Origin of the sequence: Arthrobacter sp. 4R501, from assembly GCF_002929755.1 — a bacterium.
GTDB lineage: Bacteria > Actinomycetota > Actinomycetes > Actinomycetales > Micrococcaceae > Arthrobacter.
This window is the reverse complement of the sequence record NZ_PJIW01000011.1, coordinates 31,278-48,834: the sequence shown is the minus strand read 5'-3', so window position 1 is coordinate 48,834 and position 17,557 is coordinate 31,278. Positions and strand designations below refer to the sequence as shown.

At 61.3% G+C, this 17,557-nt stretch carries 20 protein-coding genes; 5 read left to right on the top strand and 15 right to left on the bottom strand.

Annotation, left to right across the window (positions count from 1 at the left end; all coding sequences use genetic code 11):
* Positions 1–167: 167 nt before the first annotated feature.
* From CXR02_RS12410 to CXR02_RS12390, 5 genes are all read right to left on the bottom strand, one after another.
* Positions 168–995: an ABC transporter permease gene (locus CXR02_RS12410; RefSeq protein ID WP_104062280.1), complete on the bottom strand. Its 828-nt coding sequence runs from the start codon at positions 993–995 to the stop codon at positions 168–170.
* Positions 992–1,756: an ABC transporter ATP-binding protein gene (locus CXR02_RS12405; RefSeq protein WP_104062279.1), complete on the bottom strand. Its 765-nt coding sequence runs from the start codon at positions 1,754–1,756 to the stop codon at positions 992–994. Before CXR02_RS12405 ends, CXR02_RS12410 begins: the two co-directional genes overlap by 4 nt.
* Positions 1,753–3,087: an amidohydrolase family protein gene (locus CXR02_RS12400; RefSeq protein ID WP_104062278.1), complete on the bottom strand. Its 1,335-nt coding sequence runs from the start codon at positions 3,085–3,087 to the stop codon at positions 1,753–1,755. Before CXR02_RS12400 ends, CXR02_RS12405 begins: the two co-directional genes overlap by 4 nt.
* A 5-nt stretch (positions 3,088–3,092) precedes the next feature.
* Positions 3,093–4,064 (bottom strand): ABC transporter substrate-binding protein, encoded by a 972-nt coding sequence (locus CXR02_RS12395; protein WP_181037213.1) that lies wholly within the window; start codon positions 4,062–4,064, stop codon positions 3,093–3,095.
* 163 nt (positions 4,065–4,227) lie between these two features.
* Positions 4,228–4,812, bottom strand: a complete 585-nt coding sequence (locus tag CXR02_RS12390; protein ID WP_104062276.1) for a helix-turn-helix domain-containing protein — start codon at positions 4,810–4,812, stop codon at positions 4,228–4,230.
* Positions 4,813–4,896: 84 nt separating this feature from the next.
* Here CXR02_RS12390 and CXR02_RS22940 point away from each other — a divergent pair, with 84 nt between their 5' ends.
* Entirely contained in the window at positions 4,897–5,352 is a 456-nt protein-coding gene (locus CXR02_RS22940; protein ID WP_308470685.1) for an alcohol dehydrogenase catalytic domain-containing protein, read from the top strand.
* Between the two features lie 281 nt (positions 5,353–5,633).
* Positions 5,634–5,849 (top strand): hypothetical protein, encoded by a 216-nt coding sequence (locus CXR02_RS22935; protein ID WP_258060936.1) that lies wholly within the window; start codon positions 5,634–5,636, stop codon positions 5,847–5,849.
* Positions 5,850–6,066: 217 nt separating this feature from the next.
* Here CXR02_RS22935 and CXR02_RS12380 read toward each other — a convergent pair whose 3' ends face one another.
* From CXR02_RS12380 to CXR02_RS12360, 6 genes are all read right to left on the bottom strand, one after another.
* A complete protein-coding gene (locus CXR02_RS12380) occupies positions 6,067–7,215 on the bottom strand; it encodes an SDR family oxidoreductase (RefSeq protein WP_104062275.1) in 1,149 nt (382 codons plus the stop codon).
* A complete protein-coding gene (locus CXR02_RS12375; RefSeq protein WP_146072524.1) occupies positions 7,208–7,732 on the bottom strand; it encodes a hypothetical protein in 525 nt (174 codons plus the stop codon). Before CXR02_RS12375 ends, CXR02_RS12380 begins: the two co-directional genes overlap by 8 nt.
* A 137-nt stretch (positions 7,733–7,869) precedes the next feature.
* Entirely contained in the window at positions 7,870–8,802 is a 933-nt protein-coding gene (locus tag CXR02_RS12370; RefSeq protein ID WP_104062273.1) for a transketolase family protein, read from the bottom strand.
* On the bottom strand, positions 8,799–9,692 hold the full coding sequence (locus CXR02_RS12365; RefSeq protein ID WP_104062272.1) for a transketolase: 894 nt from the start codon (positions 9,690–9,692) through the stop codon (positions 8,799–8,801). The genes CXR02_RS12370 and CXR02_RS12365 overlap by 4 nt, the downstream gene beginning before the upstream one ends.
* Before the next feature lie 208 nt (positions 9,693–9,900).
* Positions 9,901–10,023, bottom strand: a complete 123-nt coding sequence (locus CXR02_RS22930; protein ID WP_258060935.1) for a hypothetical protein — start codon at positions 10,021–10,023, stop codon at positions 9,901–9,903.
* Positions 10,020–10,673, bottom strand: coding sequence for an alcohol dehydrogenase catalytic domain-containing protein (locus CXR02_RS12360; RefSeq protein ID WP_104062271.1), 654 nt, complete (start codon positions 10,671–10,673; stop codon positions 10,020–10,022). Before CXR02_RS12360 ends, CXR02_RS22930 begins: the two co-directional genes overlap by 4 nt.
* 59 nt (positions 10,674–10,732) lie before the next feature.
* On the opposite strand from CXR02_RS12360, the gene CXR02_RS12355 reads away from it, so the two are divergent.
* The 3 genes from CXR02_RS12355 (at position 10,733) to CXR02_RS12345 (ending at position 13,889) form a co-directional block, all read left to right on the top strand.
* Positions 10,733–11,518, top strand: a complete 786-nt coding sequence (locus tag CXR02_RS12355) for an IclR family transcriptional regulator (protein ID WP_258060948.1) — start codon at positions 10,733–10,735, stop codon at positions 11,516–11,518.
* A gap of 23 nt (positions 11,519–11,541) precedes the next feature.
* Complete coding sequence (locus CXR02_RS12350; RefSeq protein ID WP_258060934.1) at positions 11,542–12,258, top strand: IclR family transcriptional regulator; 717 nt, start codon at positions 11,542–11,544, stop codon at positions 12,256–12,258.
* An 851-nt stretch (positions 12,259–13,109) separates the two neighbouring features.
* Positions 13,110–13,889, top strand: a complete 780-nt coding sequence (locus CXR02_RS12345) for an HAD family phosphatase (protein WP_258060933.1) — start codon at positions 13,110–13,112, stop codon at positions 13,887–13,889.
* A 210-nt stretch (positions 13,890–14,099) separates the two neighbouring features.
* Here CXR02_RS12345 and CXR02_RS12340 read toward each other — a convergent pair whose 3' ends face one another.
* From CXR02_RS12340 to CXR02_RS12325, 4 genes are read right to left on the bottom strand one after another with little or no spacing between them, the layout of a single operon-like run.
* Complete coding sequence (locus tag CXR02_RS12340) at positions 14,100–15,026, bottom strand: MurR/RpiR family transcriptional regulator (RefSeq protein WP_104062268.1); 927 nt, start codon at positions 15,024–15,026, stop codon at positions 14,100–14,102.
* A 22-nt stretch (positions 15,027–15,048) separates the two neighbouring features.
* Positions 15,049–16,002 carry a phosphoglycerate dehydrogenase gene (locus CXR02_RS12335; RefSeq protein ID WP_258060932.1) on the bottom strand — a complete coding sequence of 318 codons (954 nt, stop codon included), beginning with the start codon at positions 16,000–16,002 and terminating at the stop codon, positions 15,049–15,051.
* A 5-nt stretch (positions 16,003–16,007) separates the two neighbouring features.
* Entirely contained in the window at positions 16,008–16,598 is a 591-nt protein-coding gene (locus CXR02_RS12330) for a glucose-6-phosphate isomerase (RefSeq protein WP_104062266.1), read from the bottom strand.
* Positions 16,595–17,557: a shikimate dehydrogenase gene (locus tag CXR02_RS12325; RefSeq protein ID WP_104062265.1), complete on the bottom strand. Its 963-nt coding sequence runs from the start codon at positions 17,555–17,557 to the stop codon at positions 16,595–16,597. The genes CXR02_RS12330 and CXR02_RS12325 overlap by 4 nt, the downstream gene beginning before the upstream one ends.

The following is a 17,557-nucleotide window of genomic DNA, read 5'->3' as shown; positions in this document are numbered from 1 at the left end:
GGCAAAGAGCGGGAGACGGAAGGATTCGCGCAAGGACGGCGCCTGCACAGGCGGTCGAGTTTGCGCGGGGCGTCACCGGAAAAGGCGGCAGGGCCGGGCATGTGAGCCGGCCCTGCCGTTTGACCTGAGGTGGACGAATGCTTTGCGTTTGCGCTGATTGAACCGTCCTACTTGCTGTCTGGTGACCAGAAGATGATTTTGCGGCGGGCAATGCGGACTATCAGGTTCAGCACGATGCCGAGCGCCGAGAGGATGATCAGGAGGGCAAAGACCGCAGCCGTTTCAAGCCGGGCCTGTGCCTGAAGAATCATCACGCCGAGACCGTGTTGCGCGCCGACAAACTCTGCAACGATCGCTCCGATCATCGAGTTCGCGACTGCCAGTTCCAGTCCGCTGAAGATGCTCGGCAGGGCGGCCGGTATGAGGAGTTTGATCCGGATCTGGGAGCGGGAGGCGCCGTTGGCTTCAAAGAGCCCGATCTGGTCTCTGTCCACGCCCCGGATCCCGTGGAGGGTGTTGACGAGGACGGGAAAGAACGCCAGAAGCACCACGACAACTACTTTGGACGGCATCCCAAACCCGAACCAAATAACGAAGAGCGGCGCGAGTGCCACTTTCGGAATCGACTCGAGGGCCACGATGTAGGGAAAGACAATGGCGTAGGCGGAGGGGAACTGCGCCAGGACGATTGCCCCGAAGAGTCCGATGACTATGCCAATGACGAGTCCGGTGAGCACTTCGCTGAGTGTGGTCCCGGCGTTGCTCATGTAGAGCGGAAATGTAACGGGATCGGTAAGAGCCTTGATGACGTCGGTGAGCGGTGGGATCACGAAGCTCGGCGTCTTCAGTAGCCCCGGGAGGAACTGCCAGGCCGCGATAAAGACGAGCAGGAGCAGGGTGGCTCCGACGTTTCTGACGACACGTGGATCGCGTCCGCTTGATCGGGCCGGAGCGGACGGCCTCACAGTTTGGGCAGGTTTGATTACTTGACTCATACCGTCACCTCAAAGTATTTGCGTATGCCTGAACTAATGCGGGCGAATTCGCTGGAACCGAGCAAATCCAGAGTTCTCTCCTTGCCAAAGGGGATGTCGATGATGTCGATGATCCTGCCTGGACGGGGGCCCATGACGATGACCCGTTCGGAGAGGAATACCGCTTCCGGGATGCTGTGGGTGATCAGGACGACCGTTTTGGCTGTATCGCGCCAGATCCGGTTTACTTCCACGTTGAGCGCGTCTCTGGTCATGGCATCGAGGGCCCCGAAGGGCTCATCCATGAGGAGGACGTCCGGGTTGTGGACGAGGGCCCGGCAGATGGCGGCGCGCTGCTGCATTCCGCCGGAGAGCTCGTCGGGGTGTTTCCGGCTGAATTCTCCGAGTCCGACTTTGGTGAGCAGTGCGGAGGCGGCAGCCCGATCCTTTGGGGTGACCTTCCGGTGAAGCTCGATCGGGAGGAGGACGTTGTCCTCGATGTTCCGCCAGGGAAGCAGGGTCGGTTTTTGAAATACGACGCCGACATCGCCGCGGGGTTTGGTGATGGGCGCACCCGAGATGGACGCTTCCCCTGACGTGTGGTCCTCCAGGCCGGCGAGGATCTTCAGCAGGGTCGTCTTGCCGCATCCACTGGGGCCTAGAAGTGAGACGAATTCTCCCGTACCGATCGTCAGGTTGACGTCCGATAGCGCGTGCACGTCCCCGGTCTTGGTGGCAAAGACTTTGTTGAGTCCGGAAATATCGATCAGTGTCTGGCTCATAGCGTGATCCCGTAGACATCACAAAGGTTCTGATGCATCACTCGCTCGGCCAGCCACCCTGCCTGCCGAGCGCTCCACAGCCCGGTACTGGTTCCGCTGTTCAGGGCAGCATCGAGGGCAACGCGCGCCCTCCGGGTCGCTGCAACGTGAAGCTCCGGTGACCCGGTGTCCGTTCCGAACATCACTTTGTTGGCCGGCAGGACTTCAAGCCATTCCTGCAGCATCCGGTGTAGGGAATGCTGCTGCAGGTACGGCATCCAAGAGAAGTCCACGAAGACGTTCCCTCGTGCTTGCGAGAGAGCCGCCAGAATCGAGGAGTACGGGTAGCCGCCATGGATCAGAATCACACGCAGCTGGTTCAGTCGCGGCGAATCGAGGAAACGCTCAAGGTTCAGAGGATTTGCGTTGGCCAGTTTGAGCCCGGGCTCCGAATGTCCCATGCCGGTGTGGATCTGCATGGGCATTCCGAGAGAGGAGGCGTGGGCGGCGATCTCATAGGCCATGAAGTCGGCAAGGAGCTTGTGCGGTGCCGGATCCGGGTGGCCTGCCGATGAGGCCATTGTTGTGTAGGCGAGCCGGGCGTCGCTTAGGGAGACGGGTTCGAAGCTCAGTGTGCGGACATACGCTGACGCGATCTTGACGCCTACAAAACCCTCCTGCCGGCGCCGGGACAACGAGTCAAGGACGAACGTGAGGTAGTCATCGAAGTTGGTTGGGAGCTCGCTGAGCCCTCCGAGCCGGAGTTGATCGTCGAGCACTGCGGAGAATATCCGCTGGAATCGGGGGGTGTCCGCGCCGCGTTCGGTGTAGGCCGGGTGGCCGAATGGGAAGAAGTACGGGTCGATCCGTGCGATTCCCTTGTACCGGCTGTGGGGCCACACCGTGTGGTCGATGGTCGGGATATCCGTGAGGACGGCGACGGTGTCGGAGGCATGCAGGGCCTGGTCGTACAGGCCCAGGAAGTCATCCCGCCGCCGGTTCCTGCTGATCGTTGCCAGTTCGTCTCGGGTCCTGCTGCCATAGAGTGCCTCGCAGCCCTCGGCCAGCGATGATGCGTGGACCGTTGTGGACTGGAACCGGATACTCTCCTGGATCAGTTCTTCGATGCGGAACTTCTCGGCGATGCGCGTCACGGTTTCGTGGTCACGAGCTACCGTTGCCGCGGTATAGGCGATGTACTCCTCGTGGGGCATGTTGGCTTCGACGTGGCCCATCGCGTACTCGCGTTCGTAACCATCGAAACCGTGGATATCCTCGCCGGGGCGGACGTACGCTGCATGTGAGTGGTGATCAAACGCCGGCACCCCAGCGGTATAAGTGAGTGTGGTCATGATGATTACTCGCCTTTCCAGTTGGTAGCTTCGGTGACGACTTTTGTGGAGTCGAAGTCGTTGTACTTCTCCACGAGAGCGTTGGTGTAGAGGTCGGAGGGGTTCAGCGGTGTGGAGATGATGTCGGCGGACAGGGCGAAGTCAGTCCAGGCGGCCACAGCCGCGGGCTCGTACTTGCCCCAAGACTTCTGCGCGCTCGGGTCATCTGCGGTCAGGAGCTGCACACGCCGCTGGACGCTTACCAGGTCCGACTTGAGCTGGTCATCGACACTCTTGCCGGCCGTCACGGTTTGGGGGTAGGCCTTGTAGAGGATTCGCAGGGCGGCTTCGGGGTTGGTTGAGGTGAACAACGTGGCCTTCGCCATGGCCCGGCCGAAGCCAGCCGCTGCCTTTTCGTGATCTTTCACAAATCCGGGCGTTGAGAAGAAGGTCGTGGAAAAAAGGGTTTCGACATCAGGGATGGTGAAGTACCTCAACTTGTTCCCGTTGGCTTCGAAGGCGGCGTATTCGGTGTCCCATAACGAGAGCGCGTCCACGTTTCCGGATTTCAGTGCCTGCAGGGCGGCAGCACCCGTACCGACCGCGAGATTTTTAAAGTCGCTATCAGGCTTGAGCCCTGCGCTGTTGAGGATGCCATTGGACAGCAGAAGATTGCTGATTCCGAGATTCGCCTGGCCGACGACCGCGCCCCTGAAATCGCCCAGGGATTTCTTATCACTTTCGTCAAGAACTGCGATGGAGCCGGTCTGCTTCCTGATGTAGTTGTACATCAACACAACGTCGCCGGCAGGGCCGCCCTTGGTTTTGGCCTGCATCAGTGGTTCAGGCGGAGTGCTTCCTATTTCGAGTGAACCTGAAGACACTCCTTGGATAATGGATGCCGAATCACTGGTGTTGATGATTTCAACCTCGAGTCCTTCTTCTTTGAAGTACCCCAGGTGTTCGGCAACTGCCAGCGGTGAGTTGTTGGCTCCCATGATTGTCGGTAATCCGAAACGGATCTTCTCAGTGCCTTCGCTGGAGTTAGTGCCGCAACCGGCAAGGGCGCCAGCCATAAGTGCTAGGGCAGCGGCACTGGCAGCCAGCCGTTTTGATATGGGAAAGGCGGGAATCTTCTGCACAACTTCTCCTTGCTTAGAGTTAAGTGTTGTAGCTTTCAGCCGCGGGTTGGCCGGAAGGGGGCGTTACCACCCAGAGGGCCTCACCGACCGTGTCGCCGGTATTGGTAAGCATGTGGGGCGTGGACGTGCGGTAATCGACGCTGTCTCCCTGTTCCAGATCGAACTCATCATCCTGGAGTCTGAACCGGAACGAGCCACGCAGGATGACGACAATTTCATGAGAGTCACCGTGGGTATAGTTCGGATCTCCCACTGTTTCCCCTGGCTCGTACTCCGAGACCAGAACCTCCACATCCCGGATGGGCGGCTGCGTGATCCCGAAGTGCCTCACTGCGGCGCTGGAGGCGAGCTTGGGCCGGTCCGCCTTCTTCAGAACCCGCCCGTGCACGGGCTTGGCCTCAAACAGATCCATCCACTGGATCCCGAAAGTATTGGCTAGCGCCCTCACCGTCTGCAGGCTCGCGTTTGCCTGGCCGTTTTCAATCTGGCTTATGAATCCGGCACTGACACCTGCCAAACGGGCCAGCTCCCTCATCGAGAGCCCCCGCATTTTACGGAAGTCCCGTACGCGGCGGCCAAGCAGCAAAGCGTCAGTAGTTTCCATCTCGATATCCAATCTGTTGCAGTAAACATAGCGTTTACTGAGAACGAACGCAATGTTTATTTTCAATATAGTTCAAACATTCTGTTGCACGAGAACGACTCCTCAAGGACGAGGGCGAGGACAAGGGCCGCTGTCCGTACTTCCTTGGAGCCTCGCAGCGTCCGCATTTTCGAACAGAACCTCCCTGTTCCTGGCCCTGGCGAGGTCTTGGTCCGGACCGAGTACTGCGGACTGTGCGGATCCGACCTGCACATCTGGAATGGCGATGACGGTTACGACTGGGTACCTTGCGGCACCGTGCTGGGACACGAGATTGTGGGAATTGTGGTCCGAGTAAATGGATCCTCAGGGATTAAGCCCGGGACACGCGTGGTCGCGATGACGCAGTCTGGCTGCGGCGACTGCCCCGCCTGCGCGTCGGAGTATGCCAACGGCTGCGCCCAAAGGCATACCTTGGGCCTCTCGCATGATGGCGGGGCGGCCGGTTTCGTCCGTATCCCGTTTGCGCAGCTGATCCCGGTCCCTGAACACATACCTTAGCTGACAGCGGTTCTACAGAACCGCTGTCGGTGGCAGCCCGAGCCGTGGCCAGCCGCGGTCTCGTCACGCATGCCGACACCGTGGGTGGTGAGCGGCCCAGGCGCGATCGGCATACTTGCGGCTCTGGTGTGCAAGCACCTCGGCGCACGTGTGGTACTCAAATGGCCGGCACACGACGTGGTGGCTCGGTCCGGAATGGCGGCGCAGCTGGGTCTTGAGCTGGTAGCGGAGCTGCCGCCCGAGTACCGGCTGTCCGCGGGCTGTCTGTCCTAGGCCGTCTCGTGGTGGTCGCTTTGTACGGCACTCCTCCGGTGGTGGCAGCCAACAATGCCGTGCGTAAGGAACTGAACATCATCACCAGCTACAGTTCACATCGCGCTGACTATCAGCTTGCCCTCCGCATTCTTCAGGAACGTCCCGACCTGGGCGATCTCCTGATGGACGTGGTGCCGCTTCGTGATATTGCTGTTGCATTCGAGAAGGTGGTCGAGGAATAGCGCCGAAAGTAGCCGTCGCGCCCTAGCGGCACGAAAATAATGGCCCTTGGGGTTCCGCGGTCAGCGGGCTCAGGCCGCGTGAAGACACGGATCGGGCTTTGCCGCGACAGGAGCCTACGGGTTGCGCTTTTCCCGATCCAGCTATCGGCGACGCCGCACGAAAAGGCGGGCGGAAGTTCCGCCCGCCTTTTCGACGGTGCCCTTTCACCCAGCTGGGCTAGCTGAACGTTCCATCGATGGTGAGGCCGCCGTCGATCTTGATTAGCTCCCCATGGATAAACGATGCGTCTGGGGACAGAAGGAACGCGATGACCGAGGCGATTTCCTCGGGTTCGGCGAGCCGGCCCAGGGGAGTGCGCCCGATGAGGGCCGTTTCATTCAGCGTTCCGTTTCTCAGCCCACTGCGGACCATTTCGGTGTTGACGTATCCAGGCGCCACTGCATTGACGCGGATGCCGTGCCGACCCCATTCAACGGCCAGGGTTCGTGTCAGGCCTAGCATGCCAGTCTTGGCGGTGGCATATGCAGTTCGGCCCGGCAGCCCGAACGTGGAGCCAACTGAACCTACGTTGACAATGGAGCCACGCGCGGCCTTCAGCATCGGATAGAACGTTTTGGCCATGAGCATGGAACCGGTCAAGTGAATGTCCAGGAGTCGGCGCCACTGGGCGATGTCGAGTTCCTCCGCCGGCTGCCTCAGGATATTTCCGGCACAGTTGACCAGGCCGTCAATCTGTGCGGTTTCGCCCGCGACAGTGGCATGGAGGCCCTCGACGCTAACCTCGTCAGCGACGTCGACGCCGAACCCTAAGTGGGCGGAACCCACCGGGTAATTCCTGTCGAGTTCGTCGGCGAGGTCCTTGGCAGATCCTTCGTTGAGATCGGCCACGATAATGCGCCAGCCGCGACTGGCAAGAGTGTGTGCGGCTTTCGCCCCGATTCCTTGTGCGCCGCCCGTAATCAGGGCCGTATTGATAGCGTTCATTTTTGTTGCTTCTCCTTGAACTGTATGTGCGACGCCTCTGTAGTGGCCGAGGCGGAAGGTAGCATCCGGCTCCCGCACGGTGACATCGGGAGTTCCGTTAAAGCTCTTGAGCACGGTTGTCGAACAGGCACTCAGAAAGCCTGCCAGGGCCTTATCCCCGGCGCCGGTGGTGTTGACAACCGGGGCTGTCCGAACGCGGGCCCATCGGACACCATCCGGGCAGAGCCCGATCAATCCGTCGGCGCCCATGCTGGCAAGAACAGTGCCGACTCCCGCGTCCACGAGGTCTCGAGCTGCCGCTACAACATCCCCAATGGTCGACAAGGGGCGCCCGGTGGCGGACTCCAGTTCCGGTAGGTTAGGTTTCACTAGGTCAACCATGCCGCTCGTAGCCCAGCGCCCCAGTCCGGCACCGTTGACATCTAGACATACTTTGATTCCGAGCTCCCGGACCTGGGCTAGTAGCCACTGAAGATCCACTGGGTTCCCGTCGGTTGTCCTGGGCAAGGCTCCCGCCACTACCAGCTAAAGTGCGGAGCTCATCCAAGGTGGCCTCGCACACGGACCGCAATCCGGCCTCCGGCAGGAGTCCTGGCTTCCGGTTGGCGTTGGTGGTGGATCCGTCCGAGGAAACCAGCACCGTGTTGACGCGGGTGGGAGGCGAGACGAGAACAGTGCGGATAAGCTCGCCCTCGCGGCGCACGAGTTCGAGTCCGGAAGGATTCGGGGCCGGCGCGACTGCGCGCGTGATGTTACCAGCCAGCTGCAGGGTGCGGGCGACGTTGATACCGTTGCCGCCCAAGTACTGCTCGACAGTGAGCGCCCGGTTGACGGTTCCGGGCACCATGTCTTCAAAGAAGTAGACGCGGTCCACCACCGGGGACGGAGTCAACGTCACGACCTGCTGCCTGCCGAAGGTCCTTTGCTCTGACACCCTCCCGATTCGGCGGGTGCTGAGCGCCCCGTGCCGCTCGGCCTCTCCTGCGCGGCTGGTCTTTTGAGTAATGAGGCTCATAGGGATCCGCGTCCCGTTGGCTAGTCGCCGGCCAGGGTGTGGCCGACTTGCTCAGCGACTCGCACTGCCGAAAGCCCGTACTTGTCGAGCAGGTACGCGTTCGGAGCCGATTCGGACCAGGCGTCCGCCAGACCAAGCCGCGTGACAGTCTTGCCAAGTGTGGTTCCGGTGACGAGCTCGCTGACGAGCCCACCGAGTCCTCCGATAATGCTGTGCTCTTCGATGGTGAAGATCGGGGCAGGCCCGGACAGGGCTGTCAACAGGGCCGCCTCGTCCAGGGGCTTGAGACACGGAACATGCACGACCCGCGTCTCGATTCCCTGTTCCGCCAGCAGGCCGGCAGCATCCATCACCCGGGAGCTCTGGACGCCCGTGGAGACCAGGATGGCGCCGTCGCCTTCGCGGAGGATATGGACGGCGCCCTGGACAAAGGAATGGCCAGGGTTGAAGACGTCGGCGACGGCGTCCCGGGCGAGCCGCAGGTATACCGGGCCGTCGTGTTCCGCCGCCCAACGGATTGCTGCTTCGGCTTCCACGGCATCGGCAGGGGCGATTACGGTCATGCCCGGCATGGCCCGCATGATGGCAAGGTCTTCGATGTCTTGGTGCGTCTTGCCGCTGCTGCCGTTGAGCAGACCTGCATAGGAGGCGGCAATCTTCACCGGCGCACCGGTCTGAGACACCAGCATGCGAATCGGATCGAGGGCGCGGTGGGTCAGGAAGACGCCGAACGTGGACAACCATGGTCGGAAGCCCAAAGTAGATAGGCCGAACGCTACGCCGACCATGTTCTGTTCCGCTATACCGATTTCGAAGAAGCGGTCCGGGAAGGCGTCGGCGAAAAGGTCGGCTTTGGTGGATGTGGCGAGGTCCCCGTCCACGACGGCCACCCGCGAGTCCGTACGGGCAAGGTCCACAAGGGTCTGTCCCCAAACTTCGCGTTGCGCTTTCACTTTGTTTCTCCTTCGAATGTCTGGCCGAGCTCTGCTGCGGCGGTGGTCAGCTGGTCTTGTGTCGCCACGCCGTTATGCCACTTGTGCGTGCCTTCGGCGAACGACACACCCTTGCCCTTGGTGGTCTTAGCGAGTATCACCGTTGGTTTGCCGGATCCGCGCAGTTCCCGGACACGATCGAAGGATGCTTGGATCTCGTCGAAGTCGTGGCCGTCGATGTTGATGACATTCCAGCCGAAGCCGCTGAAGACTCCTGTCAGGTCCACGCCGGCCCAAGGATTGGAGCGATCGAAGCGGTCGCCTTCTTCCGTGACCGGCCAGCCGTATTGCTGGAGCCCGTTGAGATCGACGACCGCGGTCAGGTTGTCCAATTTGAAGCGGCGGCCTGTGTGGACTGCCTCCCAGACCATGCCTTCTTCGAGTTCGCCATCACCCAGCATGACCCAGGTGTGGAAATCGGCGCCCAGCCGCTTGGCCGCCAGGGCCATTCCGGCGCCCGCCGACAGACCCTGGCCCAAGGAGCCGCTGGATGAGTCGACGCCCGGCGTAAGTTTCATGTCGGGGTGTCCCTGCAGTCGGGAAGCGCCTTGATCAAAGGTGGCCAGTTCTTCCACCGGGAAATATCCGCGCAATGCCAGCACGGCGTATAAGCCGATGGCGCAGTGTCCCTTGGAGAGGATAAAGCGGTCTCGGGACGGTTCCTGTGGGCTGTTAGGGTCAACCGAAAGCTCGTTGAAATAGAGGGAAACGAGCAGGTCCATTGCTGAGAGGGGGCCGCCAATATGGCCGGCTTTGGCGTCCGCCACAGTCTGGATGACGTGCCAGCGGCCGCGGGAGGCCAGTTTCTGGAGTTCGGCGGTTGTCGCCCGAATTGCTTGTTTGGTTGACATGACATTGTCCTCATTGATCGTAGCCAAGTGATGATCAATTATTACTGTCAGCCGGACATTTTGTCCATTCTCCGAGAAGACATTTCTAATGTTGGCTACGCACCAGCACCTTAACTGCGCCGCTGCCGGAGCGCGCCTCCGCAAATGCATCGGCAACGGCATCAAGCGGACACGCGGATATCGGGACTCCCGAGAGTCCGGTCGCCAATCAGCTGAAGGCTTCGGCGAAATCGGCCGGTTCGTAGACCCGGACACCGATGATTTCCTGCTCCGCGAAAGCCAGCTCACGCAGCTCAATATCGGCCGGCCCGTGATGCACGGCAACGATCACGATGCGTCCCCGAACGGGGGCCGCCTCCGTTCGGGGCGGCGTGACACTGGAGTGTCCGGCGAGTTAAACACGACGTCCGTCGCGGCGTCGTGATTGTCACGGGCGATTGGAGTGTGCTGCGGAGCAAGGGCCATGAACCCGAGCGTCTCAACGCCTCGCCGGCGCGACTCGCTTGGCTCGATAAGGAGCACATCCTTCGCGCCGCGCAACCTTGCGACGAGGGCTACCAGGATGCCAATAGGCCCGGCGCCGAAGATAAGCACCCTCTCTCCTGGCACCATCCGCGAGCGGCGGACGGCATGGACGGCTACGGCCAGGGGTTCGGCCAGAGCCGCTTCGGTCGCCGGCGCGTTGCCGGAAAACGCGAAGAGGTTTGCAATCGAAACGGCCAGGACTTCGGCCATGGAGCCCGAGGCCTCGATGCCTAGGAGACGCAGGTTCGGCAGACATGCCCCAACCCCTTTAGGCAGGCGCCGCACTGACCCGCAGGCCAATAGTGGATTGACTGCCACCATGGTGCCTTCGGGAATTCCACTCGCGCCTGGTTCCTCCAGGATGCCGGTGATCTCGTGCTCCATGATAGGTGATGCGTTGCGGTTGAGGTGGTTGAATTCTTGCGTCCGGATACCGAGATACGTATCGTGAGTCATGAATGATGTCCGCTACGTGAGAGGTTTCAATGTCGGAAGTAGTCGACCCTAGCGGTGGAATGAACCTGGTGACAAAATCTGCCCTCGTCCTCCAGGCCATAGCTGGCGCCGGCGAACTCTCAGTGACCGAACTCGCCGAACGCTCAGGAGAGCCCGCCAGTTCCTTATACCGGCTCCTCTCAACGCTTGAAATGATCGGATGGGTCGAGCCGGGGTCACGTCGAGGGAAAATGCGTTTGGGTCTCGGATTTGTACGGCTCGGTGCCAGGCTGGAGTCTCAGCTGGATCTGCGCGAAATCGCAAGGCCCGAGCTCGAGAGGCTCCACACAGAAACCGGACAGACCGCGTTCCTGTGTATCCGCCGAGGGCTTCGGGCCGTGTGCATCGACCGAATTGACGGCCTCGATGTCCAGATACACAACCTGAGGTTGGGAGAATCAATGCCTCTGGGGCAGGGCGCCGCGCCGCGTGCAATTCTGGCATTCGAATCTGCCGATATCGTTGAACGCTACCTCCGAGAACTGCCGGATGATCCCCTCTTCGGACCAGCGGCCCCGAGCCCCGAAAGCCTGCGGGAAAAACTGGCAGCAACGGCTGCCGCTGGGGTGGCCGTGGCCCACAACGATTGGGGCCAAGGAATCGGAGGAGTCGGCGCACCGATCTTCAACCACAGGGGTTCTGTGGTGGGCGCGCTGTCCATCAGCGGGCAGACACATCGCGTGTTTCATAGCGGCTACGATCTCGTCGCGAGCGCCAAATCGGCAGCCGACAATGTTAGCCGGGCACTGGGCGCAGTGCGCGCCACGGAAAGCGCCGCAGACCTCCAAGAAAGAAGAGCAGTCTAGTGGCCGTAAAACCGATCCGTGTCATGGCAAATAGCGCCGATCTGCTCAATGCGCTGGCGGATCGCGGTCCCCTGTCCGTGGTGGACATCGCCGAGGAACTTTCAATGCCCCGCCCCAGCGTGTACCGGTTGCTGGATGCCCTCCAACACGTTGGTCTCATCGGGCTGCGGGACGATGGCCGTGCGCAGTTAGGGACCGAAATTCTGCACCTTGCTGACGCCGCAGTTGGCGGCATCCCGGAAGTACGTGCTGCCCGCCCGGCGATGGCTCGACTGAACGAACGGACCGGGCAGACGGTGTACCTTTGTGCCCTCCGCCATCAGGTGGTTGCGTGCCTGGATTGGGTTAAGGGAACGAAGGTCACTCTCCTGCTCCTCAATCCCGGAGGAACCCTTCCACCGCATGCGGGCGCCGCCTCACGTGCCATTTTGGCCTGGGACGAGACGCTTCGATGGAATGTCACTTCGGCCGCCCCGTTGCAGAAACTGACCCCGCGTACCCTCGTAACAGCACACCAGATCGAAGCAGATGCCGTGCTCACCCGCCAACGTGGCTTCAGTATCTCCGACGAGGACGTCACTATCGGAGTCGCTGCTTTGGGCGTGCCATTGTTTGACGCCCGGGGCGAATTGCGTGGGGCGTTGTCCGTCGCCGGGCTCCGCGACGATATCGTCCCGCATCAGGACGAGTACGGGGCGTTGTTGAAGGAAGCGGCGGCGGAGATTTCGGCCGCGATCTAGGGGAACGCCGGGGGCCTTGGCGGGTCAGGGGCGCGCATGACAATGACCATGATCGTTGATCAGGGGAAAATTCCCACGAGTCGTCATCGTCCATTGCCGGTCCTTTCAGCCTCTAGCGAGAGCCGCCGGCGGCCGCGGGCAGAGGGCGGATTCGTAGCCTTCGCTTGTGCCGAACAGTCGCCGCAGGTTCACGCCTTCGGTTTTCAGCCACACATTTCGATAGTCCTCGCTGGCGACCTCGACAACCCCTGACGGACTTCCGCACCTCCGCACCAAATTTTTGACGTAATCACGAGGTTCGGGCCAGCAGCCGGCCGCGGAGCTTGTGCCCGCGGTCAGCAGGCTCACGCGGATCTTGGCCCTCATGAGGAGGGCGCGCAACGGCTCGGCCACGTGCCGTGACGTTCCAGACGTCCCATGCCATCGCATGGCCGGGGATCTCCTGTTTGAGGCGGGAGTGACGTGCGGACAGAGAACGCTTGATCAGGTACCCGCGCAGCGCAGGTCCTGCGTGCTCATCGGCTAAATGTGTTCGGGAGACAGTCATTCAGTATTCCCTCCGATTTAGAGACGCATGCTCGGTAATCTTGACTGATATTATCGTTTAATGGACATGCTATCCGCTTGATGACACTTGATGTTTCGTCGGATTTGGATTATCTCGCAGTGGCAACTTTTACCGGGGCTCCAGGTCCGCCCGGACCGGCAACATTCCAACCCCGACGGCCTGAGTTAGCGAGGAGCGATTAGTGAACAATTGTCAGTGCATGGCGCGATCTGCGGCCTTGCTGGTACGACCAGGTGCAACGTGATGGGAGCGGCTGCCGCCGTGGGGCGGAGAGGTGACTGCCGTGCATCGTGAGCTGAACCGCCGGGCGGAGCTTTCGGAATTTCGTCGTGCTTTTGGCCGGTGGAAGCCTCGCTGCGTGGTCTTCGACTGTGATGGGCTGCTGATGGATACCGAATCATTGTGGATTCTGACCCAACGTAGCGTCAGCGAGAGCCACGGCGTCCTGTTTGACGCCGAATTTCAACGCAATCTGGTCGGCCTTCCAGCGAGCCGAATCGGGCCGCTCATTGCTGCCCGTGCGGGATCAGATCCGGGCTTAGTCATTGATCAGTTACTCCGGGTAAACATGACTATGGTCGCTCAATCTGCTGCGCCAATGCCGGGTGCGCGGGGTTTCGTCGCAGCCGCCTCCTCGCGGGTCGCTACGGCAGTGGCCAGCAACTCAGCACGGCGCATACTGGACGCTTCGCTGCTTCGTGGGGATTTCGGCGCAGGTTTTAACATCACGGTATCGGCAGACGAGGTCGCTCATCCGAAGCCGGCCCCCGACGTCTACCTCGCCGCTGCGGACGCCCTACACCTGGATCCGAAGGATTGCCTTGCGCTTGAAGATTCCGAGGCCGGCGCCGCTTCAGCACGCTCCGCCGGAATGAAGGTTATCGCCATACCCACTCCGGGTCAGCAACCATGTGCGCACCTGACTCGTGACTCGCTTGAGGCGTCCGACCTTCTAAATTGGGTCGAGGAGTGGGGGCCAAGGACAGCGCCAGGACAAAGCTCCAAGCGCGCCCGCGTCGGCGGGAGCGCTGCGGAACAGCCGAACGCGAAAGGGATTGGGTAAGCGTTCAGTTTGCCCCACCGAGGCGCGTATTGGTCCGGACAGGCGCCGACCTCACGGCCGCTCGTTTGAGAACCCAGACGTCGCTGCCGGCAGGACCGGGCTGTCCACGCGGGACAGTGCGGCGCGTGCCCGGTCCCGGCCTAGCAGATCCCGATCAGACCGCGGCACGAGAGCGGCGGAAGGATTCTACTGGCGGCCGCCAGCGTCCCATCAACCGTTGCGTTGTGCAGAGGCCGAGGGGTTCGTTCGTGACTGTCGGATCGCGCTTTGGTACGTCTGCTTGAGATGTTCAACTGTGGCGTCATAGTGCCGGCTGGCATAGGTCGCATACAGGATGTCGATGACCAGCAACTGCCCCCACTTGCTCGTCACGGATTCCCCATAAAGTTCCCCGCCACTGGGAACGGTGGCCGTATACAGAACAACGTCCGCGTAATCGCGCAGCGGGGAACCTTCGGCTCCGGTGATGGCGATGGTCGCCGCCCCACGTTGTTGGGCGAGATGCATCGCATCGATGATGGGGGTGCTGCGCCCGGAGTCGCTGATGCCGATCAACAGGTCACCGGTCTCTATGATCGCAGCCAGCATGACCTGGATCGTGGTGTCACGGTAGAGCATGCACTTCTTCCCGGCACGGGTGAAGCGCATGACTGCTTCCTCGGCGGCAATGCTCGACGAACCCATGCAACAGAAGATCACGGTGTTAGACGCATCGATCAGGTTTACAGCCCGCTGAATTGCCTCGACGTCCTGCCGTTGCCCGGTGCGCCGCAGGGACTGCACGCTGCTGCGTTCGACCTTTCCTGCGATCTCGGCGGCCGTGTCGCCGCGGTTGACGCCCTCGTAGACGACCTCTGAATCCGCCGTGTGGGCACTCGAGGCAGCCTTGGAAATAAACGTTGCTTCGGCCAAGCCCAGCAGCATTGATTTGTAACCGTCAATCCCCAGTTCCTTGACGAACCGGGAGACCGTGGACTCCCCGACCCCGGCGGCCACCGCCAGTTCGGAGATGGTCATGGTTTGCGCCAGCTCCGGGGACTTCAGTACCGCTTCTGCGACCTGGCGGAGTGAAGGCGGGAGGTACGGCAGCCGCCCCGAGATCCGGTGCAGCAGCCCGCCGGTGAAGGTCTCCGTCATGTCGTGGTCTCCGGTCTAGTTCCTAGGTGGCGAGGGCCTGAAGCAGGTTGTCCACAGCGGCCTGTGTGGCCCGGTCCACGCTTTCCTTAGTGTATCCACCGATGTGCGGGGTTGTGATGACCCTCGGGTGCGTGGTCAGTCGGCTGGGTGCCGGCGGTTCAGAACTGAACACGTCGGTGGCCAGATACCCGACTTGCCCGGAGTCAAGAGCCTGCAGCATCGCCTCATCGTCGATCAAGGATGCCCGCGCCGTGTTGATGATGCCGGTATCCCATTGGAGCAGCCTGATCGCCGCGGATCCGAGAACCGGTTGCCCGGACGGCGGAGTGTGCAGCGATATGACGTGGCTCGATGACAAAACATCCTCCAGCGGTGCCCACGAGAAGTCGGCCGAAGGAGCGAACGATGTCATGGGATATTCGTCGAAGGCAATCACCTTCATGCCTAGTCCAAGCGCCATCATCGCAACCCGCCGGCCGATCTGGCCACAGCCGATCAGGCCAAGGACTTTCCCGGACACTTCGTTGCCGGGCCGCCGCATCCATTGGCCCGACTTCAGCTGGGCATCGTGCCAGGGGATGCTGCGGCTCCCTGCCAGAACCAGTGCGATGGTGAGTTCCGCTACTCCCTGGGAGTTGGCGCCGGGCGCTGTGAGTACTTTGATTCCCAGGCGTTCGGCCGCTTCGACATCGATCGAATCCACGCCGACGCCGTTCCGGGAGATGGCCTTCAGCCCCGTAAGGTCCTCCAGTAGCCGACCGGAAAGGCGCTCTGTGCCTGCAAGGTAGCCGACGCATTCGGACACGCCGGAGCGGATCTGATCTTCATTGGGAACTGCACCCGGAGACGGATAAACCAATTCGTATCCGGCGCGTTCCAGTTTTTGGAGGGCAGGGTGCCCCCCGTCCGACAAGGATCGGGGGGTCACTGCAATGCGGCCGTTGCGGCCTGGGTCGGAAAGGTCCGGTGTAGCCATGGACATCAGGCCTGCCAGCGGGGATTGTCAATGAACTCCGGCTTGCCGTCGCGCTCCACGCATAGTTTCCGGAAGCCCTTGGTTTCAATGGTTCCGTAGTCGTGTCCGGCGTGCCCAGGGAAGGCGAAAAAAGTAACCAGGGGCTCCGTGGCGGAGACGTTGATGCTTCGGTGGGCGTAGCGCCGCGGAACGTACACGGCCTGTCCGGGCGTGAATTCGGCAGCCTGCCAGTCACCTTCCGGGTTCTCCATCAGCATGTAACCGCGGCCGCTCAAGCAGTAGTAGATCTCCGCCGTGTCCAGGACTTCATGAAAGTGACCCTTGGTCATGTGATATTCATCGCCGACTTTGCCCGGATAGGTGATGCTCGTCCCGTAGGCAACGTCGCCGCTGGTCGGGGGAACACCCATGTCGAAGAACTCGTAGACAAGGGTGTCCTCCTGGGCTACCTGTGCGGCCGCGGCTTCCTGGTCGGCGTACATATCAGCCATTTCCGAAAGCCGTCGCTTTAGGGGGACTTTGGTGTTAGACAGTCCGGTGCTGACATTGAAGTCGGTGATTACTGCTTTGACGGTGGTAGCGGGGGAGGCGTTCATGAGGGGTTCTCCTTCTGGGATACGGTGTGGGCAATGTCGGAGAGGCGGTCGAATTCCGCTCCCCGGGTAGGAATGTCGATGTTGAATACGTCAGCGATTACGCGGGTCCAGCCATGGATAAAGTAGACCCAGCCGTCTTCGACGCGGACCCGGAGCTCCGGTTGTTGAGCGCGGGCCTGATCCAGGAAGACGAGGTCACCCCTGTAGTTGAAATCCCAGGCGATGGCCCCCTGGGGGAAGGTGACGCGGTCCGTTAGGGGCGAGCCCGGACGGTCCTTTCCCAGGCCTGTGGCGTTGATGATCAGGGATCCCGGGGATGCGTTGGCGACGACTTCATCGTTGGTCGATTCATCTGTGGCCTGGACGTACGTGATCGGCAGTGCGCTCCCGAGCCGGACGTGCATGGCCTGCATTTCCTCGAGCCGCAGGTTACGGCGGTTGGTGACGATGATCTTTTTGGGTCCCGGTAGGCCGGCAGCGGCGCGCTTATGCAGGTAGAGCGTGAGGGCCAGCGAGGAACCGCCGGCACCGAGCAGCACCAGATCTGCTGAGGAGTTTTCCCAGTAGTTCTCGGGAAGGATGGCTTCCAGGGACAGCCCGCTGGTGACGGCGTCCATGGCATTGCCCCACAACTGCGCGGACCGTTTGCTGATGCTGCTGATTTCATGCAGCAGCTGTGCATCGGGGCCAAATTCGTCGAAGAGGTCCCGCGCTGCGCTGACGATGTCCAGCTTGTGGGTTGTCACGAGTGCGCCGAGCGACATTGGGTCGGATCTAATGAAGCCGACGACGTCTCGGTAGGCCTCCGGCGGAGCACCCAAGGGAAGGTCAATGCCTTTGAGGCTGGCGTTAAGGCCGAGCTCTTTTGCCCACGCGGGGAAAACTTTCATGATGGAGGATTTGTTTGTCGTGACACCGATGAAGTACATCGTCGGTTCGACGGCGGGCAGTAGCGTCAC

Bases quoted from the DNA above. Each gene is read 5' to 3' on its own strand.
- CXR02_RS12330 (WP_104062266.1), bottom strand. From the start codon at position 16,598: ATGAACGCCTCCCCCGCTACCACCGTCAAAGCAGTAATCACCGACTTC.
- CXR02_RS12355 (WP_258060948.1), top strand. From the start codon at position 10,733: ATGAACCTGGTGACAAAATCTGCCCTCGTCCTCCAGGCCATAGCTGGC.
- CXR02_RS12340 (WP_104062268.1), bottom strand. From the start codon at position 15,026: ATGACGGAGACCTTCACCGGCGGGCTGCTGCACCGGATCTCGGGGCGG.
- CXR02_RS12390 (WP_104062276.1), bottom strand. From the start codon at position 4,812: ATGGAAACTACTGACGCTTTGCTGCTTGGCCGCCGCGTACGGGACTTC.
- CXR02_RS12400 (WP_104062278.1), bottom strand. From the start codon at position 3,087: ATGACCACACTCACTTATACCGCTGGGGTGCCGGCGTTTGATCACCAC.
- CXR02_RS12365 (WP_104062272.1), bottom strand. From the start codon at position 9,692: ATGTCAACCAAACAAGCAATTCGGGCGACAACCGCCGAACTCCAGAAA.
- CXR02_RS12380 (WP_104062275.1), bottom strand. From the start codon at position 7,215: ATGGTTGACCTAGTGAAACCTAACCTACCGGAACTGGAGTCCGCCACC.
- CXR02_RS12335 (WP_258060932.1), bottom strand. From the start codon at position 16,002: ATGGCTACACCGGACCTTTCCGACCCAGGCCGCAACGGCCGCATTGCA.
- CXR02_RS12360 (WP_104062271.1), bottom strand. From the start codon at position 10,673: ATGACTCACGATACGTATCTCGGTATCCGGACGCAAGAATTCAACCAC.
- CXR02_RS12410 (WP_104062280.1), bottom strand. From the start codon at position 995: ATGAGTCAAGTAATCAAACCTGCCCAAACTGTGAGGCCGTCCGCTCCG.
- CXR02_RS12405 (WP_104062279.1), bottom strand. From the start codon at position 1,756: ATGAGCCAGACACTGATCGATATTTCCGGACTCAACAAAGTCTTTGCC.
- CXR02_RS12350 (WP_258060934.1), top strand. From the start codon at position 11,542: ATGGCAAATAGCGCCGATCTGCTCAATGCGCTGGCGGATCGCGGTCCC.
- CXR02_RS12395 (WP_181037213.1), bottom strand. From the start codon at position 4,064: ATGGGAGCCAACAACTCACCGCTGGCAGTTGCCGAACACCTGGGGTAC.